Source organism: Streptomyces sp. NPDC091272, assembly GCF_044757485.1.
Taxonomy (GTDB): Bacteria; Actinomycetota; Actinomycetes; order Streptomycetales; family Streptomycetaceae; genus Streptomyces.
The window spans coordinates 1-20656 of sequence record NZ_JBIVVC010000011.1 but is presented as its reverse complement, the minus strand read 5'-3'; the positions used below and the strand labels follow the sequence as shown (position 1 = coordinate 20656).

The 20656-nt window shown below is 71.2% G+C and carries 16 protein-coding genes and 1 pseudogene; 11 read left to right on the top strand and 6 right to left on the bottom strand.

Annotated elements, in window-relative coordinates:
• Positions 1-128 precede the first annotated feature (128 nt).
• On the bottom strand, positions 129-1016 hold the full coding sequence (locus ACIQM4_RS26435; protein ID WP_401596313.1) for a GntR family transcriptional regulator: 888 nt from the start codon (positions 1014-1016) through the stop codon (positions 129-131).
• A 226-nt stretch (positions 1017-1242) separates the two neighbouring features.
• Here ACIQM4_RS26435 and ACIQM4_RS26430 point away from each other — a divergent pair, with 226 nt between their 5' ends.
• The 4 genes from ACIQM4_RS26430 (at position 1243) to ACIQM4_RS26415 (ending at position 6051) form a co-directional block, all read left to right on the top strand.
• Positions 1243-2499, top strand: coding sequence for an extracellular solute-binding protein (locus ACIQM4_RS26430; RefSeq protein ID WP_401596850.1), 1257 nt, complete (start codon positions 1243-1245; stop codon positions 2497-2499).
• Positions 2496-3452: a carbohydrate ABC transporter permease gene (locus tag ACIQM4_RS26425; RefSeq protein ID WP_401596310.1), complete on the top strand. Its 957-nt coding sequence runs from the start codon at positions 2496-2498 to the stop codon at positions 3450-3452. Before ACIQM4_RS26430 ends, ACIQM4_RS26425 begins: the two co-directional genes overlap by 4 nt.
• A complete protein-coding gene (locus ACIQM4_RS26420) occupies positions 3449-4363 on the top strand; it encodes a carbohydrate ABC transporter permease (protein WP_401596308.1) in 915 nt (304 codons plus the stop codon). Before ACIQM4_RS26425 ends, ACIQM4_RS26420 begins: the two co-directional genes overlap by 4 nt.
• Before the next feature lie 158 nt (positions 4364-4521).
• A complete protein-coding gene (locus tag ACIQM4_RS26415) occupies positions 4522-6051 on the top strand; it encodes a beta-N-acetylhexosaminidase (RefSeq protein ID WP_401596305.1) in 1530 nt (509 codons plus the stop codon).
• Positions 6052-6373: 322 nt separating this feature from the next.
• Here ACIQM4_RS26415 and ACIQM4_RS26410 read toward each other — a convergent pair whose 3' ends face one another.
• Positions 6374-7363 carry a LysR family transcriptional regulator gene (locus tag ACIQM4_RS26410; protein ID WP_401596302.1) on the bottom strand — a complete coding sequence of 330 codons (990 nt, stop codon included), beginning with the start codon at positions 7361-7363 and terminating at the stop codon, positions 6374-6376.
• Positions 7364-7433: 70 nt separating this feature from the next.
• Between ACIQM4_RS26410 and ACIQM4_RS26405 the strand changes: the two genes are divergently transcribed.
• Positions 7434-8567, top strand: coding sequence for a TDT family transporter (locus ACIQM4_RS26405; RefSeq protein ID WP_401596299.1), 1134 nt, complete (start codon positions 7434-7436; stop codon positions 8565-8567).
• Here the strand turns inward: ACIQM4_RS26405 and ACIQM4_RS26400 are convergent.
• From ACIQM4_RS26400 to ACIQM4_RS26385, 4 genes are all read right to left on the bottom strand, one after another.
• Entirely contained in the window at positions 8536-9264 is a 729-nt protein-coding gene (locus tag ACIQM4_RS26400; protein ID WP_401596847.1) for a helical backbone metal receptor, read from the bottom strand. The genes ACIQM4_RS26405 and ACIQM4_RS26400 overlap by 32 nt on opposite strands.
• Positions 9265-9368: 104 nt before the next feature.
• Positions 9369-9917 carry a helix-turn-helix domain-containing protein gene (locus tag ACIQM4_RS26395; RefSeq protein ID WP_401596844.1) on the bottom strand — a complete coding sequence of 183 codons (549 nt, stop codon included), beginning with the start codon at positions 9915-9917 and terminating at the stop codon, positions 9369-9371.
• Positions 9918-10325: 408 nt separating this feature from the next.
• Positions 10326-12953, bottom strand: a complete 2628-nt coding sequence (locus ACIQM4_RS26390; protein ID WP_401596297.1) for an ABC transporter permease/substrate binding protein — start codon at positions 12951-12953, stop codon at positions 10326-10328.
• The gene (locus ACIQM4_RS26385) at positions 12946-14097 is read right to left on the bottom strand and encodes a glycine betaine/L-proline ABC transporter ATP-binding protein (protein WP_401596295.1); all 1152 of its coding nucleotides are present in this window, start codon (positions 14095-14097) and stop codon (positions 12946-12948) included. The genes ACIQM4_RS26390 and ACIQM4_RS26385 overlap by 8 nt, the downstream gene beginning before the upstream one ends.
• A 332-nt stretch (positions 14098-14429) precedes the next feature.
• On the opposite strand from ACIQM4_RS26385, the gene ACIQM4_RS26380 reads away from it, so the two are divergent.
• The 6 genes and pseudogenes from ACIQM4_RS26380 to ACIQM4_RS26355 all read left to right on the top strand — a co-directional run.
• A complete protein-coding gene (locus tag ACIQM4_RS26380; RefSeq protein ID WP_401596841.1) occupies positions 14430-15335 on the top strand; it encodes a 5'-3' exonuclease H3TH domain-containing protein in 906 nt (301 codons plus the stop codon).
• 53 nt (positions 15336-15388) lie between these two features.
• A complete protein-coding gene (locus ACIQM4_RS26375) occupies positions 15389-16234 on the top strand; it encodes a siderophore-interacting protein (RefSeq protein ID WP_401596293.1) in 846 nt (281 codons plus the stop codon).
• Positions 16235-16801: 567 nt separating this feature from the next.
• Complete coding sequence (locus ACIQM4_RS26370; RefSeq protein WP_401596291.1) at positions 16802-17386, top strand: sigma-70 family RNA polymerase sigma factor; 585 nt, start codon at positions 16802-16804, stop codon at positions 17384-17386.
• Entirely contained in the window at positions 17383-18132 is a 750-nt protein-coding gene (locus tag ACIQM4_RS26365) for an anti-sigma factor domain-containing protein (protein ID WP_401596288.1), read from the top strand. Before ACIQM4_RS26370 ends, ACIQM4_RS26365 begins: the two co-directional genes overlap by 4 nt.
• Positions 18129-19541, top strand: coding sequence for a cryptochrome/photolyase family protein (locus tag ACIQM4_RS26360; protein ID WP_401596285.1), 1413 nt, complete (start codon positions 18129-18131; stop codon positions 19539-19541). The genes ACIQM4_RS26365 and ACIQM4_RS26360 overlap by 4 nt, the downstream gene beginning before the upstream one ends.
• 855 nt (positions 19542-20396) lie before the next feature.
• Positions 20397-20656 (top strand): annotated as a pseudogene (locus ACIQM4_RS26355) (hypothetical protein); the annotation flags it as partial.

The window sequence follows — 20656 nt, the reverse complement described above, 5'->3', positions numbered from 1 at the left end:
GGCGGTTCGACAACACGACGGGGGGCGGCGGGGCGGGACACGCACAGCACGCGGCGCAACGCGGGCCCGCGCGGCACGCACAAGCATGCGGCGCGCGTCACGCCATAGCCGCTCACACGGCGGGCCGTTCAGAGTGCGCCCTGCACGTCCCCCGTCGTCGAGGAGGTGATGATCCCGTCGTGCGCGAAGTCGCCCGGCGGGATGCCCGGGTGGTGTGCGTCGGGGCCCGCCGGCGCGGCAGCCGCGGGCCCGGCGCCGGCTGACGGGGAACGCGCCCCGAAGGACAGCCGGGACATGATCCGGTAACGGTCACCGCGGTACAGGGAGTGGACGTACTCCATGGGGCGCCCCGAGATGTCCGTGGTGAGACGCTCGATGAGCAGGGCGGGGGAGAGCACCGGCACGTCGAGGACGGCGGCCTCCGCCTCGTTGACGACGGTCGGCTCGATGGACTGGGTGGCCTCGCGGACGTACACCTGGTGGCGGTCGCGGAGGTGGTCGTACAACTCGCCTGCCTCCAGTTCCTGGCGGGTCAGGTCGGGCACCAGTTCCGCCGGGAAGTGCAGGTGCTCGATGGCCATCGGCATGCCGTCGACCAGCTGGAGCCGGGCGATGTAGACCAGTTCGGCGGCCGGCGAGATGCGCAGCTTGCGGCCGATGCGGGCGCCCGCCTGCCGGGTGACGAGCTCCAGCACCGAACTGGTCCACACCCCGGTGGCGCTCGGCGCGTGGAACCGGGTGGACCTGGCGTCGTCCAGCACGAGCTCCTGGGTGATCTTCGCCGGTGCGACGAAGGTGCCCCGCCCGTGCTCGCGCACCAGCTGCCCGGTGGCGACCAGTTCGTCCACCGCGGCACGCAACGTGGGCCGGGAGACGCCCAGTTCGTTGCTGAGGACGCGCTCGGAGGGGATCGGCTCCCCGGCGGCGCGCACCTCGATCAGACCGAGCAGATGCTCGCGCACCCACTCCCGCTTGAGTACGGCACCGGGCGGATCGTCCTGGTTGCGGATCTCCATGCGGGGCGGCTCCCGGTCTGTCGGCCATCTGGTCACTCGATCAACTGGTCAGCTCACTGCTAACTGGTAAGGCCATCGTAACCCCCGCAGGTTTTCGTAAAACCCCTTGCACACCAAGGGTATTGACGACAGCTCTCGCGCATGCCACCTTCTGGACACGTCTATACCAGTTGACCACTTGGCCAACTGGTCACATCCCCCTTCGAGGTGTCCTCAGGTGTCCTCTGTGAAGATCCGCTTCGTCGCAGGCTGCGCAGTCCTCGGACTGACGGCCGCCCTCTCCGCGTGCAGCTCGTCATCCGACGACCCGAAGTCCGCCGACGGCCCGCAGAAGGTCACGATGTGGATGATGAAGGACAGTGTCACCGACGACTACGTCGCCCGCTTCAAGAAGGACTTCGCAGCCACCCACGAGAACATCACCCTGGATGTCCAGGTGCAGGAGTGGGACGGCATCGGCGAGAAGATCACCGCGGCCCTGGCCAGCAACGACGCACCCGATGTGATCGAGGTCGGCAACACCCAGGTCGCCCAGTACGCGTCCAGCGGCGGCGTCAAGGACCTCTCGGAGAAGAAGGCGGACCTCAAGGGCGAGGACTGGCTGCCGGGCCTCGCCGAACCGGGGCGGATCGACGGCAAGCAGTTCGGCATCCCCTGGTACGCCGCCAACCGGGTGGTGATCTACCGCAAGGACCACTTCGCGAAGGCCGGCATCAAGGCCCCGCCGAAGACCCGCGAGGAGTGGACGGCCCTCACCAAGAAGCTCAACTCGGGTGGGAACCAGGGCATTTACCTGCCCGGACAGACCTGGTACACGCTGGCCGGCTTCATCTGGGACGAGGGCGGCGACCTCGCCGTCAAGGAGGGCGAGAGCTACAAGGGGACGCTCGACACCCCGGAGGCCCTCGCGGGCATGGAGTTCTACAAGGAGCTCCAGGCCCTCGGCAAGGGCCCCAAGGACTCCGACGAGGCCAAACCGAACCTCGCGGACGTCGTCTCCAAGGGAGATGTCTCCCAGTACATCGCCGTCCCCGGCAACGTGAAGCTGGTCGAGGAGGCCAACCCCGGACTCAAGGGCAAGTTCGGCTACTTCCCCGCCCCGGGCCCGAGCGCCGACAAGCCCGGTGCCTCCTTCACCGGCGGCTCGGACCTGATCATCCCTGAGGCGTCGCGGCACCAGGACGCCGCGTACGAGGTGATCAAGGCGTTCACCGGTGAGAAGTGGCAGAAGGACATGGCGAAGACCATGAGCTACGTCCCGAACAAGACGTCCTTCGCCGACGCGCTCACCGGCAACGAGGGTCTGGAGGCCATGGCTGCCGCCGCCGCCAACGGCCGGGCCACCCCCAACTCCCCAGAGTGGGCGGCCGTCGAGGCCACCAACCCGATCAAGGGCTACATGACCGCCGTGCTCACCGGCAAGGACCCGGCCACCGAGGCGAAGAAGGCCTCGGAGAGCATCACCAAGACGCTCCGCAAGTGAGGACGGCGCCCCGGGCCGTGCGCCCGTCCCCGTCAGGCGCACCGGTCCGCCCGCCACCCCGTGCGCTGCCCCGCGGGTTCTGGCCCTACCTGCTGATCGCTCCGGCGGTGGCCGGGGCCGCGTACCTGCTGTTCTACCCACTGGTGCGCAACGTGGTGATCTCGGTCCAGCGCTACGGCATGGGCGAACTCATCCGGGGCGAGGCCGAGTTCGCCGGATTCGAGAACTACCGCAAGATCCTCGCCGACACGGAGTTCTGGACGGTCGTCTGGCGCACCCTGTGGTGGACCACCCTCAACGTCGTACTGATCATGGTGATCTCCACCCTGGTGGCGCTGATGCTCCAGCGGCTGCGCAAGGTGATGCGGATCCTGGTGATGAGCGGGCTCGTGCTGGCGTGGGCGAGCCCGGTCATCGCGACGACGACGGTCTTCCAGTGGCTGTTCGCCTCCCGCTTCGGGGTGGTCAACTGGGTGCTGGTCAAGCTGGGTTTCGACTCGTACGAGAACTACACCTGGTTCGCGAACGGGCCGGCCACCTTCGCCATCCTGGTCGTCCTGATCGTCTGGCAGTCGGTGCCCTTCGCCGCGATCACCCTCCACTCCGCGCTGATCACGGTGCCCACCGAGCTCTACGAGTCCGCCAGGCTGGACGGGGCGAGCGGGACCCGGATGTTCCGGTCGATCACGCTACCGATCCTCCGCCCGATCTTCGGCCTGGTCCTCAGCCTGGAGGTGATCTGGACGTTCACCTGCTTCGCGCAGATCTGGGCGATCAGCAAGGGCGGCCCCGACGGCTCCACCACCACCCTGCCGGTGTACGCGTACCGCATCGCGCAGTCCCTGCACCGGTACGACCTGGCAGGCGCGGCGTCCACCCTCACGGTGCTGATCCTGATCGCGATGCTCGTCGCGTACGCCCGCCAGATGTTCAAGGAGGAGGCGCAGCTGTGACCACCACCGCTCCGGCGAGGGCCCTGACCCGAACTGCCGTCGCCGCACGGTCCGCGCCTCGGGCCACCCGCTCCCGGGAGCCCGTGCGACTGGTGCGCCGGCTGCCGCTGAACCTGGCGGCGCTGCTCACCTTCGTACTGTCCGTGTTCCCGGTCTACTGGATGATCACGACGGCCTTCAAGCCGACGGACGACATCCAGGCGGACACCCCGCTCTTCGTCCCGACCTCCCTCACGCTGGACCACTTCTCGAAGGCGATCGCGGCGGACGGCTTCTGGATGTTCTGGCGCAACAGCCTGTTCCTGACGTTCAGCAGTGTGCTGATGGCGTTGCTGGTCGGCCTGGCCGCGGCCTTCGCGGTTGCCCGGTTGCGCTGGCGCGGGCGGCGGGGCTTCTACCTGCTGGTCTTCATGGCCCAAGTGGCGCCGTGGGGATCGCTGTTGATCCCGATGTACATCATCGCGCGGGACACCGACATGCTCGACAGACTGCCGATGCTGACCCTGATCTACTTCATGGTCAATCTCCCCTTCACCATCGTGACCCTGCGCAGCTTCCTGGTCGGCATCCCGGTGGAGCTGGAGGAGGCGGCGCAGGTGGACGGCTGCACCAGGGCGGGCGCCTTCCGCCGCATCACCTTCCCGCTGCTGGCCCCCGGGCTGCTCGCCACCTCGCTGTTCGGCACGATCACCGCGTGGAACGAGTTCGCCTACGCCAACATGCTGATCATCAAGAGCCAGGACGACCGCTCGCTCCCGGTCTGGCTGTCCTCCTTCTCCAACGTCTTCGGCACCGACTGGGGCGCCACCATGGCCGCCTCCACGCTCTTCGCGCTGCCCGTGCTGGTGCTGTTCCTGGTGCTGCAGGGCAGGGTCGCCGCGGGAATGACAGGCGGCGCGGTCAAGGGCTGACCCCGCAACCCGGCGCCTCTTCCCGGTGCAGCCCCCGACCTCCCGCCGACCCGCGTGCCTCCGTCCCTCCCGCCGACCCGCGTGCCTAAGCCCCTCCCCCCCCAGCCCCCTACACACGCAGCCAACCGCCCATCTCAGCAAGGGATCCCACACCTGCCATGCCCGCACCTCGTACCGCACCGGGGTTGAATCTGATCCCCCGGCCGAGCCAGTTCTCCCGCAGCCAGGGCGAGTTCGTCCTCCACCCCGGCACGGCCCTACGGGTCGGCCCCGGCGCGGAGTCCGCCGCCGCGCTGCTGCGCACCCTGCTCGCGCCGGCGACCGGACTGCCGCTGCCCGCCGCGCGCGACGGCCGTGTCGTCCTCGTCGTGGACCGCGCGCTGAGCGGGCTCGGCGACGAGGGTTACGGACTGACGGTCGGCCCGGACGCGGTGATACTGCGCGCGGCCCGGCCCGAAGGACTCTTCCGCGGCATCCAGTCCCTGCGCCAGCTCCTGCCCCCTGAGGCACTGCTCTCCTTCCCCACGCCCGGCGTCCGGTGGACGCTCCCCTGCGTGCAGATCACGGACGTGCCGCGGTTCGCGTGGCGCGGGGCGATGCTGGACGTGGCCCGCCACTTCCAGCCGGTCTCCTTCCTGCGCCGCTTCGTCGACCTGCTCGCCTTCCACAAGCTGAACGTGCTGCACCTGCACCTCACGGACGACCAGGGCTGGCGCCTGCCGGTACCCGGCTACCCGCGGCTCACGGAAGTGGGCGGCCGGCGCACGGAGACCCTGGGCGACGGGACGCCGCACGGCGGCTCGTACACCCGCGAGGAGTTGGTCTCCCTGGTGGCGTACGCGTCCGAACGGGGCGTGACGGTCGTCCCGGAGGTCGAGATGCCGGGGCACGCGCGGGCCGCACTCGCCGCATACCCGGAACTCGGGAACGATCCGGGCCGGGAGCTGGAGGTGTGGACCCGATGGGGGGTCTGCGAGACGGTCTTCGGCGTGCAGGAAGAGGCGCTGGCCTTCTGCCGGGCGGTCCTGGCGGAGGTCATGGAGATCTTCCCGTCGCGTTACGTCCATGTCGGCGGGGACGAGTGCCCGACGGGCGAGTGGTCCGCCTCCCCCTACGCCAGGGAACGCGCCGCCGAGCTGGGCCTGCCCGGCCCCGAGGCCCTGCACGGCTGGTTCCTGGACCAGATCGCCGACTTCCTCGTCTCCCACGGGCGCCGGCCGATCGGCTGGACGTCGAACGGGGCCGACCTCGGCCCGCACTTCACGTCGGTGAGCTGGCTGGACGCCGAGCACGGGCTGCTCTCCGCACGGGCCGGCCAGGACGTGATCATGGCGCCGCACCGGTCGACGTACCTGGACTACGCACAGTCCGACGCGCCGTCGGAACCGGCGGCCAACCCGGGGGTGATCGTCACTCTCCGGGACGTGTACGAGTTCGAACCCGCGCCGCAGTCCTGGGAACCCGAGGCCAAGAACCGCGTACTGGGCACACAGGGACAGCTCTGGAGCGAGCACTGGTCGACACCGGAGCACGGCGAGTACCTCGCCTTCCCCCGGCTGTGCGCACTCGCGGAGGTCGCGTGGGCGGCCCGCGCTCAGCGGGAGTACACGGATTTCACCCGAAGGCTGGCAGGCCACGAGGAGCGCCTGGACGCCCTGGGCGTCCCCTCCGGCCCGTCCGGAACCTGAGCACCCGCCGACCGTCCCCGAGCGCCGGCCGTACCGCCGCGACCAACGCACTCAACCGGCGGCCGAGTCCGGGCACGACCGCCGGACGCCCGACTCCGCCGCGTGTTCCGGCGTCGCACGACCCGCCTCACCCGCCCGCCCCGTGATCGGCGTCGCACGACCCGCCTCACCCCGCCCGTCCCGTGATCCGGCATCACACGACCCGCCTCACCCCGCCCGTCCCGTGATCCGGCGTCACACGACCCGCCTCACCCGCCCGCCCCGTGATCCGGCGTCGCACGACCCGCCTCACCCTGCGCTCCGTCCCTCCCGCCCTTCCCCCCTACCCCCTCCTCGTCAGCGCCAGCAGGTCCCTTCCCGGGCCGGCCGGGCCCGGTCCCGTCGGCCAGACCGCGCGTAGGTCCCTGGAGAGTTCCACGCCCGTCACCTCGACCTCCACCAGCCGCCGCGAGGCCAGCTCCTCCCCCACCGCCAGCTCGCTCAGCACACTGGGCCCCGCCCCGCTCACCGCCGCCGCCTTCACCGCGGTCGTCGAGGACAGTTCGAGCAGTGGCTCCGCCAGCCCGCCGAACGGTGCCAGCGCCGCGTCCAGCACCTGGCGGGTCCCCGACCCCTCCTCCCGCAGGATCAGCGACGTGCCGGCCAGCTCCGAGGCCGCCAGCGGCCGTCCCCTTCGCCCGCGCCGCGCCCACGGGTGGCCCGGCGCCGCCACCACGACCAGCCGGTCGTGCCCGATCACCACGCCGTCGAGCCCTTCCGGCACCGTGAGCCCCTCCACGAACCCCAGGTCCGCCGCTCCCTCCAGCAACTGCCGCGCCACGGCGGCGGAGTTGCCCGCCAGCAGCGACACGGCCGTGTCCGGCCGCCCGGCCTGCAACGCGACCAGCCAGCCGGGCAGCAGGTACTCCGCGATGGTCATGCTCGCCGCCACCCGCAGCCGGGAGTCCCGCTGTCCGCGCAGCGCCCGCGCCCCCGCGTCGAACGCCTCCGCCGCCTCGACGATCCGCCCCGCCCAGTCCGTCACGAGCGCGCCCGCGGCCGTCAGCCGCGACCCCCGGGGCGACCGCTCCACCAGCGTCACCCCCAGCTGCCGCTCCATCGACCGGATCCGGCCGCTCGCCGCGGGCTGCGAGATGCCCCGCTCGCGGGCGGCCCGCCCCAGGCTCCCGAGCCGGGCGACGGCGAGGAGCAGTTCCAGCGCCGCCAGCTCGGGAACCCGCTGGGACAGCTGAACGACCACGGCCGGCGACGGCTCACGTCCGGGGACCGGCGGCTCGAAACCCGGCACGGGCACCGGCGACTCATCACTCATAAACCCAGCTTATGTGCCCATACGAAGAACATCCCTGGTGGCCGCCCTGCCGTCGGCGGACGCTGGCCACATGGCCACCACCACCGCGCTCCCCCTCCCCCGCACCCCGGCGGCGCCCGCCACCGGCCCGACCGCCCCCTCCCCCCTGCGTCACCTCGGCCCCAACTGGTACGCCACCGTCATGGGCACCGCGATCCTGGCCACCGCGGGCGCCGCCCTCCCGTACCACTCCGCCGTCCTGCGCGCCGCGCTGGTCTGCGTCTGGGCCCTGGCGTCGTTCCTCCTGCTCGTGCTCCTGTGCGCCCGAGCAGCCCACTGGCGGCGCCACCGCGACCAGGCCCGCGCGCACCTGCTCGATCCCGCGGTCGCACCCTTCTACGGCTGCCTGGCCATGGCCGTGCTCGCCGTCGGCGGCTCGACCACCGCCGTGGGGCAGGACGTCATCGGCCCGCACGCCGCGCTCGCGGTCGCGGCCGTGCTGTGGACCGTCGGCAGCGTGCTCGCCGTGCTCGCCGCGCTGGTCGTTCCGTATCTGATGGTGGCCAGGCACCGGATCGAGGGCCCCGGCAGCGCATCGCCCGTGTGGCTGCTGCCGGTGGTCGCCCCGATGGTGTCGGCCGCACTGGGACCGCAGCTGATCCCGCACCTGCCGCAGGGGCAGGCGCGGACCGGGCTGCTGCTCGCCTGTTACGCCCTGTTCGGGCTGAGCCTGCTGGCCACGCTGCTGCTCCTGCCGCTGGTCTTCGCCCGGCTCCTGGTGCACGGCCCGCTGCCGCTCGCGCTCACCCCGACGCTCTTCCTGGTGCTCGGCCCGCTCGGGCAGTCGACGACAGCCGTCAACCAGCTCGCCGACGTCGCTCCGGGAGCCGTCGGGGCCACCTACGCCCACGGCTTCCAGGCGCTGGCCGTCGTGTACGGGGTGCCGGTACTGGGCTTCGCCCTGCTGTGGCTGCTGCTGGCCGCCGCGCTGGTCGTGCGGGCGGCCCGGGCGGGGATGCCGTTCGCCATGACGTGGTGGGGCCTCACCTTCCCCGTCGGGACGTGCGTGACGGGTGCGGCAGGTCTGGCCCGGCACACCGGGCTGGAGGCGCTCGGATGGCTGGCGACAGGCCTGTTCGTGCTGCTGGTGGCCGCGTGGGCGGTGACCGCCGCCCGTACCGTACGGGGACTGCTCAGCGGCGCGCTGCTCGCAGCGCCGCGCTGAGCACGGCCGGGGCCTCGGCCAGCGAGGGCCCGTACCAGGTGAGCATGCGCCCGTCGACGAGCGCGGCCGGGAGGCCGGGGAAGGCCTCGGGCCCGTCGTCGGCGGTGAAGCGGTAGGGCTCGCCGGGGAGGACCACCAACTGGGCGCCGCACGCGCGTAGTTCGTCGATGCCGAGCCTGGGGTAGCGCTCCTCGTGGGCGGCGTACACGTTCTCCACGCCGAGTCTGCGCAGCAGGTCGCCGGCGAAGGTGTCCCGGCCCAGCACCATCCACGGGCGGCGCCAGACGGGCACGACGGCCCGGGTCAGCGGCATGTCGGGGGCGGGCGCGGACCATGCCGCCCCGGCCGCGGTCAGCCACCGCGGACGGCCGCTCGCGCCGCACGCCCGTAGCACCCGGTCCAGTTCGCGGAACGCCTGCTCCAGGGTGCGTACCTCGGTGACCAGGACGTCGGCCCCTGCCCGTCGCAGGGCGGCGAGATCGGGGCCGCGGTTCTCCTCCTCGTTGGCGACGACGAGGTCGGGGCGCAGCGCGAGGACGGCCGGGACATCGGGGTTCTTGGTGCCGCCGACACGCACGACGCCGGGACCCAGGTCGGCGGGCCTGCTGCACCAGTCGGTGACGCCGACCAGCGCGCCGGGCACGGTGACGGCGATCGCCTCGGTCAGCGAAGGCACCAGCGAAACGACGCGCGGCACACCCGCCGCCCCCGGTCCCGTACGCCCCAACGCCTGATCCGTACGCCCCGCCACCTGCTCCGTCTCCTTCGCCACCTGCGCCACCCGTCCGCCCCTGGGCATCGCTACCTCCGCGATTCGTCCGCCGCGTCGATGTGCTCGGCGACCGCCACCACCACGATCCTGGTGTCCGGTTCGGTGGCCCGCCACCGGTGCCGCACCCCGCCGGACAGGTGCAGGGTGTCGCCGCGTGACAGCCGGTAGGCCCGGCCCTCCGCCTCGACCTCGACCGCGCCGTCCGCGACGTACATCAGCTCGTCGTTGCGATGCTGGTACTCGCCCCCCGCGTCCTGCATCCCGGTGAACTCGACACCATGGAGCTGGTGGTGGCCGCGCACCAAGGGCCTTACGCCTGGGCCGAGTTCGAGCCCGGGGTCGTCGGTGGCCCGGACCAGACCGACGGAGAGCGCGGAGTCGGCGGCGGCGAGGAGCTGCTCCGCCGTGGTCTCCAGCGCGTCGGCGACCCGCTGGAGGGACCGCATGCTGGGGCGGGCCCGCTCGTTCTCTATCTGGCTGAGGAAGGGCACGGACAGTCCACTGCGCCGCGCCACCACGGCGAGGGTGAGCTCCAGGGCGCGCCGCCGCCTGCGGACGGCCGTGCCGACCCGGAGGATCCCCTTGTCGTCCTTCTTGTCGTCCTGGACGTCTCTTCCCGCTCCGTCGTCCTTGGGCACGGCGACTCCTCTCCCTTCCTCCACTCGTTCTCCGACCGACGCACAGCAGCCTACGCAGCTTCACACCATGGTTTCGTAGAGATGCCGCACCTGCGTCACCCGGCCGAGCGGTCCTCTAGTACGGAGAGCCGAAAAGCCGGGCCCCGCCGTTCGTGGTGAACGGCGGGGCCCGGCGGATGAAGCAGGTGGGACGTCGGCCCGCGGGAGCGGAATTCCGGCGCAGGATCAGCTCGCGGGAGCGGAATCCGGTGCAAGATCAGCCCGCGGGAGCGGAACCCGGTGCCGGATCAGCTCGCGGGGGCGGAACCCGGTGCAGGGTCGGCCCACGGGGCGGAGCCCGGTGAGAGGTCAGCCCGCGACAGGGGCCATCTTCTCGGCGATCCCCGGGTTCTCCTTCATCCAGGCCTCGACGGCCTCCGGCTCGTGACCCGCGCCGCGCTGCTGGATCTCGTCCTCCAGGCCGGCGAGCTGCTTCTCGCTGAGCTTGAAGTCCTTGAACCACTTGGTCAGCTGCGGGTAGTTCTTGCCGAAGTCCTTGTTGCCGATGATGTGCAGGCGGTCGCCCTCACCGAAGGCCTTCTTGGAGTCCTTGAGCTTGGTCATGTCGTACGCGTTGTACGCCCAGTGCGGCGTCCACAGCAGGACCGCGATCGGCTCCTTCTTGGCGTACGCGCGCTTCAGCTCGGCCAGCATGCCCGGCGTGGAGCTGTCGACGACCTCGTACTCCTTGTCCAGGCCGTACTGGGGCAGGACGTTCTCCTTGAGGTTCTTCATCGTGGCGGTGCCCGCCTCGATGCCGACGATCCGGCCCTTGAACTTGTCCGCCTTGCCCTTGAGGTCCTCAAGGGACTTGACGTCCTTGACGTAGGACGGGACGGCGACCTCGATGGAGGTGGGGCCGTACCAGGAGCCGACGTCGGTCAGCTTGTCCTTGTACTTGTCCCAGTAGTTCTTCTGCGTGTACGGCAGCCAACCGTCCAGCTGGACGTCGACGTCACCGCCGGCGAGGGCCGCGTACATCGGACCGACCTCGAACTGCTTGAGGTTGATCTTGTAGCCGCGCTGCTCCAGGACGTTCTTCCACAGGTAGGTGGCGGCGATGTCCTCCTCCCAGGGGAACCAGCCCATCTCGACCGCGCGCTCCCGCTCGTCCTTGCCGTCGGCGGCCTTGGGCGCCTTGGCGACCGGGGCGAGCTTGTCGACCAGGCCGGGCTGGGTCTTCAGCCAGGTGCGGACGGCCTCCTGCTCCTTGCCCTTGCCGGACTTCTGGATCTGCGCCTCCAGGCTGGTGAGCTGCTTCTCGTCCAGCTTGAAGTCCTTGATCCACTTGGCCGCCTCGGGGTTCTTCGAGGAGAAGTCCTTGCTGGCCAGCGTGTGCACCCCGTCGCCCTTGCCCCAGGCACCCTTGGTGTCCTTGAGCTTCTTGAGCTTGAAGTCGTTGTACGCCCAGTGCGGCGACCACAGCGGGACGACGATCGGCTCCTGCTTGGCGTACGCGCGCTTCAGCTCCGCGAGCATGCCGGGCGTGGAGCCCTCGATGAGCTTGTACTCCTTGTCGATGCCGTAGGCGGGCATCACCTTGTCCTTGAGCAGGCCCATCTCGCCGGCGCTCGGCTCGATGCCGACGATCTTGCCGCCGAACTGGTCCGCCTTGCCCTTGAGGTCGTCGAGGGAGTTGACGTCCTTCATGTACGCCGGGACGGTCAGCTCCAGGGAGGTCGGGCTGTACCAGGCGCCCATGTCCTCCAGCTTGTCCTTGTACTTCGCCCAGTACTGGGCGTGCGTGGTGGGCAGCCAGGCGTCGGTGTTGAGGTCGATCTGCCCGGTCGACTGACCTGTGTAGAGGGCGCCCGCCTCGTACTGCTTGGCGTCGACCTCGAAGCCGCGCTGCTCCAGGATCTCCTTCCAGAGGAAGGTGGAGGCAATGCCCTCGTCCCACGGGATGTAACCCATGGAGATCTTCTTGCCCTTGCCGATCTGCGACGGGTCGGAGGCCGTGTCGGACTCCTTGCCGCCGAACATGCTCATGCTGCCCGCGACGAGCGCGAGGACCACGATGCCCGCGACGGCCACGACGGGCTGCGGGCGGTAGGACCAGATCTTCATGCCGCCGGCCATGGCGCGGCTCTTGGCCAGCGCGCGCCGGCCCAGCGGGGAGACCGCGGTGCCCAGCGAGCTGGTCATGCGGTCCAGGTACATCGCCAGGATGACGATGGAGATGCCCGCCTCGAAGCCGAGGCCGATGTCGACGTTCCCGATGGCGCGGTAGACCGCGCCACCGAGGCCGCCGGCGCCGACCATGCCGGCGATGACGACCATCGACAGGCAGAGCATGATCTTCTGGTTGATGCCGGCCATGATCGTCGGCAGTGCCAGCGGCAGCTGGATGTGCTTGAGGATGTTGCCCGGCTTGGTGCCGAACGCCTCCGCCGCCTCGACCAGTTCCGCGTCGACCTGCCGGATGCCCAGCTCGGTCATGCGCACGCCGGGGGGCAGCGAGAAGATGATGGTGGCGATGATGCCGGGGACCGGGCCGACGCCGAAGAAGAGGACGCCGGGGATCAGGTAGACCATGGCGGGCATGGTCTGCATGAAGTCCATGACGGGCCGGACCACCGCGCTGACCCGGGAGGACCGCGCCGCCCAGATGCCCAGCGGGATCGCGATGATCATCGTGATGATGGTCGCGACGAGCACCAGCGACAGGGTCGACATGGCGTCGTCCCAGAGCTCGATCGAGTCGATCAGGGCGAACCCGACGAAGGACGCGACACCGGCGGTCAGCCCGCGCAGCCAGAACGCGATGACGGCGAGGATGCCCGCCATCAGCAGCGGGTGCGGCGCACCGAGGACCGCGTAGATGCCTTCCTGCATACCGCCGATGACGGTACTGATGAAGTCGAAGAGCCAGTTGACGTTGGCCATCAGCCAGTCGACTGCGGAGTCGACCCACTGGCCGAGAGGGAGCCTAGGCACCTGCGGACACCTTCTTCACGTTCTCCGTGTCCGCCACCGAATGCTTCTCGGCCGGTACGGATGCGGCGTCCGCCGGCTCCATCGGCTCGCCGAGCACGGCGAGCAGCCGGGAGCGCGGCACGACGCCGATCAGCTTGCCCTTGGCGTCGGTCACGGCGACCGGCACGGCGCTCGTCGAGCACGGCGTGAACAGCTCGATGATCGGGGTGTCGGCGGCGACGGTGGCGGGTGCGGCGGCGAGCACGTCCTGCGGGGTGCGCAGTTCCTTGCCCGCGTCGTCCTTCGTGCCGATGGCGGTGTGCGGCTCGGCCATGATGGCGCCCGCGGTGAGCACGCGGGAGCGGTCGACGTCCTGGGTGAAGGAGGCGACGTACTCGTTGGCGGGCGTCACGAGGATGTCCTCGGCGGTGCCGAGCTGGACGATACGGCCGTCCCGCATCACGGCGATGTTGTCGCCGAGGCGCATGGCCTCGTTGAGGTCGTGGGTGATGAAGACGATGGTCTTCTTCAGGGTCTTCTGCAGTGCGAGCAGCTGGTCCTGCATGTCGCGGCGGATCAGCGGGTCGAGCGCGCTGAACGACTCGTCCATGAGGAGCAGGTCGGCGTCGGTCGCCAGCGCACGGGCCAGGCCCACCCGCTGCTGCATGCCGCCGGACAGCTCGTCGGGCCAGGACTTCTCCCAGCCCTTCAGGCCTGCCATCTCCAGCGCCTCGTGTGCCCGCTTCTCGCGCTCGGCGCGCGGGACGCCCTGCACCTCCAGGCCGTAGGCGGCGTTCTCCAGCACGCTGCGGTGCGGGAAGAGCGCGAAGTGCTGGAAGACCATGGAGATCTTCTTGGCGCGCACGTCGCGCAGGTCCTTGGGCGGCAGGGCCGTGAGGTCCTCGCCGTCGAAGAGGACGCGACCCGCGGTCGGGTCGAGCAGCCCGTTGAGCATGCGCAGCAACGTGGACTTGCCCGAGCCGGAGAGGCCCATCACGACGAATATCTGGCCGGGCTCGACGCTGAACGAGGCGTCGATCACCGCGGCGGTCGTACCTTCGGCGCGCAGCTCCTCGCGGTCGGTGCCGCTTTCGAGCCTCCGAACCGCCTCGCTGGGTCGTCTGCCGAAGACCTTGTACAGGTTCTCGGCTTGCAGCCTGGACACATACACCTCACGTGTTGAACCAAAGACGACCGGCCGCCCCCGAGGACAGGTCGTGGAGCGGCGCGGATTCGGCCCGCTCACCCGCCAGAAGATGCAACTTCAAATCAAGAGGTTGAACTTCGGACGAGGTTCGCTCCGATGGCGCCCCTTCCCGGGGTGACACGAGCCAAACGGAAAGTGATCCAGTTCACTTATGCCTCTCTCACGTCCCGGCTCAGGCGAGGAACGCGCTGGTGGCGGGCGATACAGGAGCCCGCGCCACGGTCCCGGTACGCCGTGCCGGGCCGGTGTCGGTGGGGTGCGGCATCATCAGGGACGTGACCCGACGACTGATGCTCCTCGACACCGCTTCCCTCTACTACCGGGCCTACTTCGGGGTCCCCGACTCGGTCCGCGCCCCCGACGGAACCCCCGTCAACGCGGTGCGCGGCCTGCTCGACTTCATCGCCCGCCTGGTCCACGACCACCGCCCCGACGACCTGGTGGCCTGCTGGGACAACGACTGGCGGCCCCAGTGGCGGGTCGACCTCATCCCCTCGTACAAGGCGCACCGCGTCGCCGAGGTGGTCGAGGGCGCACCCGACGCCGAGGAGACGCCCGACACCCTCGCGCCGCAGGTACCGGTGATCGAGGAGGTCCTCGCCGCGCTCGGCATCGCCCGGGTGGGCGCCGACGGTTTCGAGGCCGACGACGTGATCGGCACCCTGACCGGGCGCGCGAAGGGCCCGGTCGACGTCGTGACCGGCGACCGCGACCTGTTCCAGCTCGTCGACGACGCCCGCGGGCGCCGCATCCTGTACCCGCTCAAGGGCGTCGGCACCCTCCAGGTCACCGACGAGGCCTGGCTGCGCGAGCGGTACGGGGTGGACGGCCCGGGTTACGTCGACCTGGCCCTGCTGCGCGGCGACCCGAGCGACGGCCTGCCGGGCGTGCCGGGGATCGGCGAGAAGACCGCCGCCAAGCTGCTCGACGCGTACGGCGACCTGGCCGGGATCATGGCGGCCGTCGACGACCCGGCCGCGAAGCTGACCCCTGCCCAGCGCAAGAAGTTCAACGAGGCACGGCCGTACATCGCGGTGGCCCCGAAGGTCGTACGGGTCGCGGCGGACGTGCCGCTGCCACCGTTCGACCCCGCACTGCCGTCCGAGCCGCGCGACCCCGAGGCGCTGAAGGTCCTGGCCGACCGGTGGGGCTTGGGAGGTTCTTTGCAGCGGCTGCTCTCGGTGCTCCACGGATGAGCTGTTAGCTTAGGTAAGCCTAAGTAGTCATTCAGCGTTTTGGGGAGAGCACCGTGGCAGAACGACCGGCCCGCAAGGCACCGCGAGCCCACGAGGCGACGGTGGTGCGCACCGAGCGGATCACCCCGCACATGGTGCGCGTCGTCCTCGGCGGCGAGGCCCTCGCGAGCCTCGGCGCCGACGAGTTCACCGATCACTACGTCAAGGTGCTGTTCAACGTGCCGGGAGTGACCTACCCGGAGCCCTTCGACATGGCCCGCATCCGCGAGGAGTTCCCCGCGGAACAGTGGCCGGTCAACCGGACGTACACGATCCGCAGTTGGGACCCCGAGGCGGCCGAGCTGGCGATCGACTTCGTGGTGCACGGCGACGAGGGCCTGGCGGGGCCGTGGGCCGCCCGCGTCCAGGCGGGTGAGACGGTCCGCTTCCTGGGCCCCGGCGGCGGGTACGCCCCTGACCCGGCGGCGGACTGGCATCTGCTGGTCGGCGACGAGAGCGCACTGCCCGCGATCGCGGCGGCGCTGGAGCGGATGCCGGCGGGCGCGGTGGTGCGCGCCTTCGTGGAGGTCGCGGACGCGGCCGAGGAGCAGAAGATCACGACGCCGGACGGCGTCGAGGTGACCTGGCTGCACCGCGGCTCGGCGCCGGTCGGCGAGCAACTGGTCACGGCGGTACGGGAGCTGGACTTCCCCGCGGGCGACGTGCACGCGTTCGTGCACGGCGAGGCGGGCTTCGTGAAGGACCTGCGCCGGCACCTGCGGATGGAACGCGATATCCCCCGCGACCGCCTCTCGATCTCCGGCTACTGGCGCCTGGGCCAGGACGACGACGCGTGGCGCGCCGTCAAGCGCGAATGGAACGAGCAGGTGGAACGCGAACAGGAGTCCATTCCCTCCTGACCGCTTGACCATCTGGCCCCTCCCCTCCTGACCCCTTGACCACTTGACCCCTTCCCTCCTGACCCCGGCGCCCTCCCCTAGGGGAGGGCGCCGGCATCTCACCCACTCGTCCCGCGCCCTGAGGGTGGAACGGGTGGGCTTGTGCGGGTCCGTTGTGGCTGGTCGCGCAGTTCCCCGCGCCCCTAAATGCCTGCCCTCGCGCCCCCAGCCCTCTCCTGACTCCCCGCCTCCTTGGTCGCGAGGCGCCACCCGCCCCCGTCCCCGTCCCCCAGCCTCCTTGGGCAGCGGGGCCGCCCCCCGGGGGCGGGACGGGTGGGCAAGGGGGCGGCCCCTCGCGCGGAGCGCCCCGTCACTCCGGCGCCCCGTCACTCCAGCTCGCCTTGCCCGGCCGCCACCCGTCGCCCCGTCGCTCCCCTCGATGCGCTTGCGCCGATTCGTCCGCCATTCGCCCTAGGCTCACCGAACAGCCCGCCGCCAAAGCAACCGCTCCACCAATCCGCCCCCACGACGCCTCCGAATACCCGGTGGGACACCTTTGCCCGCCCACCGCCAGAGAAGGAACGCCGCGTGAAAGAAGCCGTCCACATCAGCGGGGCGCCCACCCCGGGGCCCGACCTGCAGGAGCTCATCGGCCGGGTGGCCAGGGGCGACCAGGACGCGTTCGGCCGGGTGTACGACCTGGTCAGCGGCCCCGTGCTGGGTCTGATCCGCAGCGTGCTGCGCGACCCCGCCCAGTCCGAGGAGGTCGCCCAGGAGGTCCTGGTCGAGGTGTGGCGTACCGCCGCCCGCTTCCAGCCGGCCCGCGGCAGCGGCATGACCTGGGTCCTCACCCTGGCGCACCGCAGGGCCGTCGACCGGGTGCGCTCGGCACAGGCGTCGTCCGACCGTGAGCAACGGGCCGCGCTGCTGGACCGCACGCCCGCGTTCGACGAGGTCACCGAACAGGTCGAGGCACGGCTCGAACGCGAGCAGGTCCGCCGCTGTCTGCGCACCCTCACCGAACTGCAGCGCCAGTCGGTGACCCTCGCCTACTACCGCGGTCTCGCCTACCGCGAGGTCGCCGAACTCCTCTCCGTACCTCTGGGCACGGTCAAGACCCGTATGCGCGACGGACTGATCCGGTTGCGCGACTGCCTGGGGGTGGGCGCATGAGCACGGCCGAACTGCACACGCTGACCGGGGCGTACACGCTGCACGCGCTCCCCGACGACGAGCGGATCGCCTTCGAGAGGCACCTTGCCGACTGCCCTTCCTGTGCCCAGGAGGTCAGTGAACTCGCCTCCACCGCGGCCCGGTTGGGCCGCGCCATGACCGAGACCCCGCCGGACCGGATGAAGGCGGACGTACTGCGGCGGATCACCACCGAGCGCCAGGAAGGACCCCCCTTGACGCTACGTCAGGGAAGAGTGCGGGGCAGGTACGGGCGGGCCGCGACGCGCTTCACCCTCGCGGCGTGCGTGGCGGCGGCCGCCGCGTTCGGCGGGATCGCGGTGTGGCAGCACCAGGAGGCGAAGGACTCGCAGCAGCAGGCACAGGCCTCGCAGCGGCAGGCACAGGCCCTGGCCGCGGTCCTCGCCGCGCCGGACGCGAAGGCCACCACCGGCAAGGTCGCGGACGGGGCGTCGGCGACGGTGATCGTCTCGCGCAGCCGCAACCAGGCGGCGTTCGTGGCGTCCGGAATGCCCGAGCCTCCGTCGGGCAAGGTGTACCAGCTGTGGTTCAACGACGGCGGCACGATGCGCGCTGCCGGCCTGATGGACCCGGGCGCGCAGACCGCGGCAGTCCTCATGAGCGGCCCCGTGGGCAAGGCATCCGGCATGGGCGTCACCGTGGAACCGGCCGGCGGGTCGGCCGCCCCGACCTCGAACCCCGTGGCACTGATGGAGTTCTCCGCATGACCCGCACGCCCCCTTCGGCCGGCACGACCGGCAACGGCCCGCACCGGATCGCCGTCGCGCTCTTCACCTCCGACCTGCGCGTCCACGACCAGCCCGTGCTGCGGGCCGCCCTGCACGGGGCCGACGAGGTGGTGCCGATGTTCGTGCTGGACGACGGGGTGCGGCGCACCGGCTTCACCACGCCGAACCGGCGCGCGTTCCTCGCCGACTGCCTGGCGGACCTCGACGCGGGACTGCGTGAGCGGGGCGGCCGACTGGTCATCCGTACCGGAGAGGCCGTCGAGGAGGTGGTCCGGCTGGTGGCCGAGACGGGTGCGGGCCAGGTGCACGTGGCGGGCGGAGCCAGCGGGTACGCGTTGCACCGCGAGGAGTCGCTGCGTACCGCTCTCGCCGCACACGACTGCCGGCTGAGCGTGCACGATTCCGTCATCACCGTGCTGCCTCCCGGTGCCGAGACGCCGGCCGGCTCGGGCAGTGACCACTTCGCGGTCTTCACCCCCTATCACCGCAGGTGGGAAGCAGCGAAGCTGCGTGCCGTGCTGGGCGCGCCGAGGGCGGTACGGGTGCCGGAGGGGGTGACCGGTGATCCGGTGCCGTCGCGGGCCGACGTGCCGGGCACGTCACCGGGCCTGCTCGGCGGCGGCGAGCGTGAGGCCCGCAAGCGCCTGTCGCGCTGGCTGTCGAGCGGCATCGGGGCCTACGAGGACCGGCACGACGACATGCCGGGTGACGCCACGTCCAAGCTGTCCCCGTTCTTCCACTTCGGCGCGCTGTCGCCGACGGAGGCGGTGCACCGGGCCCGGCAGAAGGGGGGCGCGGGCGCGGAGGCGTTCGTGCGCCAACTGGCCTGGCGGGACTTCCACCACCAGGTCCTCGCTGCGCGCCCGACCGCCTCCTGGTCCAACTACCGTGACCGGCACGACCGTTGGCGGGCCGACACCAAGGAGATCGAGGCCTGGAAGGCGGGACTCACCGGCTACCCGGTGGTCGACGCGGCCATGCGGCAGCTCGCGCACGAGGGCTGGATGCACAACCGGGGCCGGCTGCTGGTCGCCAGTTTCCTCACCAAGACCCTCTATGTGGACTGGCGCGTCGGCGCCCGCCACTTCCTCTCCCTCCTCGTCGACGGCGACCTGGCGAACAACCAGCTGAACTGGCAGTGGGCGGCCGGTACGGGCACCGACACCCGCCCCAACCGCATCCTCAACCCGCTCGCGCAGGCCAAGCGCTTCGACCCGCACGGGGACTACGTGCGCCGCTGGGTCCCGGAACTCGCCGGCCTGCGGGGCTCCGCGGTCCACCAGCCCTGGCGCCTGGAGGGCCAGGACCGGGCCCGCCTCGACTACCCGGATCCGATCGTGGACCTGGCGGAGGCCAGGACCCGGTTCGAGGACGCCCGGAACACCTGAGTCCCTCCTCTCCCCTGTTGAAAACGTCAGCCCGGCGGGCCGGCCGTTACTCGAAGGAATGAATCGGGCTCCCGGACCAATCCGGTCCCACCCGCTGCAGCGAATCACTGGTGTGAGCGGAAAACAGCGCACCTTCGCAAGCGCGGCCGGCGTCCCGGCCGCCGGCCACCCGGCCCCCTGTACCGGGCGGCCGGCAGCAGCGTCGGTACGCCCGGAGGCGGTACGCCCGGGGACGGCAGGGCAGGCATCGGGCCGCACGGTCAGGGACCGCGCCAGGACCGGCCGAGCCGTCCCGTACCCGCTCACCTCGGAACTGGGCCCGAGCCCGACTCCCGCGGCTGGGGAGACGGCCGAGGTGCCCGGGGCCGGGCCGGACGCCGATACGGGGAACGTGGGCTCCCCGTCCGGCCCGGCCGGGCCCCAGCCAGGCCGGGAGCCCGTCGGAGGAGGCATTCCCGGCCGCCCGGACGGGTGGGGGCAGGGCACTGCGGGCCGCCCCCACCCGTCCGGGAACCACCACCACCCCGCGAACGACGCGTCCGCCGCCGCGAGGGCCGCGCATTCGCTTGACGCGTCGGCTGCCGCGGGGGCCCCGCAATCGCCTGGCGCATCCGCGGCCGCGAGGGCCCCGCATTCGCCCGGCGCATCCGCTGCCGCCAAGGCCACGAATCCCCCGGCGCAACCGCTGCCACGAAGGCCACGAATCCCCCTGGCGCATCCGACGCCGCCAACGCCGCGGATTCCCCATGCGCCGGAGCCCACCCGGCCCCCTCACTTTCATTTCCCGTCGGGAGCTCGGCAAAAGCCGCCGATCTCCGCACATCGAACACCCGCACACCTCACAAGGAGCACGTCATGAGCACCACCCGTACCTCCAGCCTCGCCCGTCGCGCCGCCCTTGCCGTGTCCGCCGTCGCGATCCTCCCCCTCACGCTGACCGCCTGCGGTGACGGTGACAAGAAGGACGCCGCCGCCGGACCCTCCGCCTCCGAGCCCGCCGCTCCGGCCGCGTCCTCTACACCCTCCGACATGACCCCGATGAACGGCCCGTTCGGTCCGGGCTGCGCCGGCGTCCCCAAGGAGGGCAAGGGCAGCTTCGACGGCATGGCCAAGGA